Origin of the sequence: Mycobacterium sp. E2462, assembly GCF_001672685.1 — a bacterium.
Classification (GTDB): Bacteria; Actinomycetota; Actinomycetes; order Mycobacteriales; family Mycobacteriaceae; genus Mycobacterium.
In genome coordinates this window covers 1-1308 of record NZ_LZKC01000429.1, presented here as the reverse complement: position 1 = coordinate 1308, position 1308 = coordinate 1, and the positions used below count along the sequence as shown (strand labels likewise).

At 70.9% G+C, this 1308-nt stretch carries 3 protein-coding genes and 1 pseudogene; 1 reads left to right on the top strand and 3 read right to left on the bottom strand.

Annotated elements, in window-relative coordinates; all coding sequences use genetic code 11:
- Window positions 1-209: hypothetical protein (locus A5714_RS27705; protein WP_369829464.1), on the bottom strand; the 209-nt coding region annotated here is incomplete at its 3' end.
- Between the two features lie 205 nt (window positions 210-414).
- On the opposite strand from A5714_RS27705, the pseudogene A5714_RS27305 reads away from it, so the two are divergent.
- Window positions 415-576 (top strand): annotated as a pseudogene (locus A5714_RS27305) (GntR family transcriptional regulator); the annotation flags it as partial.
- A 74-nt stretch (window positions 577-650) separates the two neighbouring features.
- Here A5714_RS27305 and A5714_RS27300 read toward each other — a convergent pair.
- Window positions 651-851, bottom strand: coding sequence for a hypothetical protein (locus tag A5714_RS27300; RefSeq protein WP_068288800.1), 201 nt, complete (start codon window positions 849-851; stop codon window positions 651-653).
- A partial coding sequence (locus tag A5714_RS21885) for a GntR family transcriptional regulator (protein ID WP_156747439.1) occupies window positions 848-1308 on the bottom strand: 461 nt, incomplete at its 5' end. The genes A5714_RS21885 and A5714_RS27300, both read right to left, overlap by 4 nt.

Sequence of the window (1308 nt, the reverse complement as noted above, 5' to 3'; positions counted from 1 at the left end):
CGTTTGCCCCGGGCAGCGTCGACGCCCCGCCACCTCCGGCGACCGCCCCCGCGCTGCCCCCGTCGCCGAACCCCTAACCGGCGTCGCCGCGCAGCGGCGGAGTGTGGTTTCGGCGGCGCCGTGGGCGCCGCGCACACCTCGACGCCCTGCGCCACCGGCAGCAGCGCCGTCGCCCACGTCATGGTCTCGGGCGCCGGCTGGATGGTCACGCTGCCCTCGGTTTCTGCCGGTGCGGCGCGTTCCGCACCGCCACCCCGAGCCGCGCGGCCCGCTCGGTCAGCGCCGCCGCGCGCGCTCGCGGTGGTTCGGTTCATCGGACGTGGCGCTGCCTCCCGACAACGCGCATAGCTACATGTCTCGCCGTCGCGGCGCTAGGCATATACAATCGCTCCAACCGGTATACAGGATGGTGCGATGGCATACGGAACTGCGGCGGAACGGGTGGCGGCGCAGCTGCGCTCGGAGATTCTGCACGGCGGCTTGGCGCCCGGGGCAAAGCTCTCCCAGCACAGCCTGGCCGCCCGGTTCTCGGTGAGCCGCATTCCGGTTCGTGACGCGCTGCAGATCCTCGCCGGTGAAGGCCTGGTGGATCCGACGTCCAACGCGACCGCGGCTGTGCGGGGAATGTCGGTGGCGGAGTTGCAAGAGCTCTACGAGCTGCGCGAGGCGGTTGAGCCGCTCGCCACCCAGATCGCCGTCCCGAACGTCGGCCGGGCGGACCTGCTGACCATGCGCAGGCAGTATGCCCGCACGAAGACCTCGCGATGCGACTGCTCCAGGCGATCGAGTGCCTCCGACACCGCCGCGCGGTCGAACAGCGCACCCAACGCTTCGATCCCCTGGGCTTTCACGAGGGCACGTCCGTCGTGCGGTGGCCGTCGACGCCGGCCGTCACCGCCAGCGAGTTACCGGCGTGCCCGACCTCCTTTTCCAGCAGGTAGCCGAGGATGAAGTCGTGCGACGTCGCCAGGTGCTCGCGGACCAGGCGGGCGGCCAACGCGGCGTCGCCGGCCTCGACGGCCGCCAGGATGTCCAGGTGTTCTCGCACCAGGTGCTCGGTCTGCCCGATCACCTCGAGGTGGACGTAGAGGTAGCGGTCGGTCAGTCCGCGTAATCGTTCGACGAGCTCGATCATTCGCGGGCGGTTCGCGCGCTGGTACACCGCCGCGTGGAAGTCCGCGTTGGCGGTCAGCCAGGTGCGCGCGTCGGCATACTCCTCCATGATCTCGAGCTGCCTGCGCATGGTCAGCAGGTCCGCCCGGCCGACGTTCGGGACGGCGATCTGGGTGGCGAGCGGCTCAACCGCCT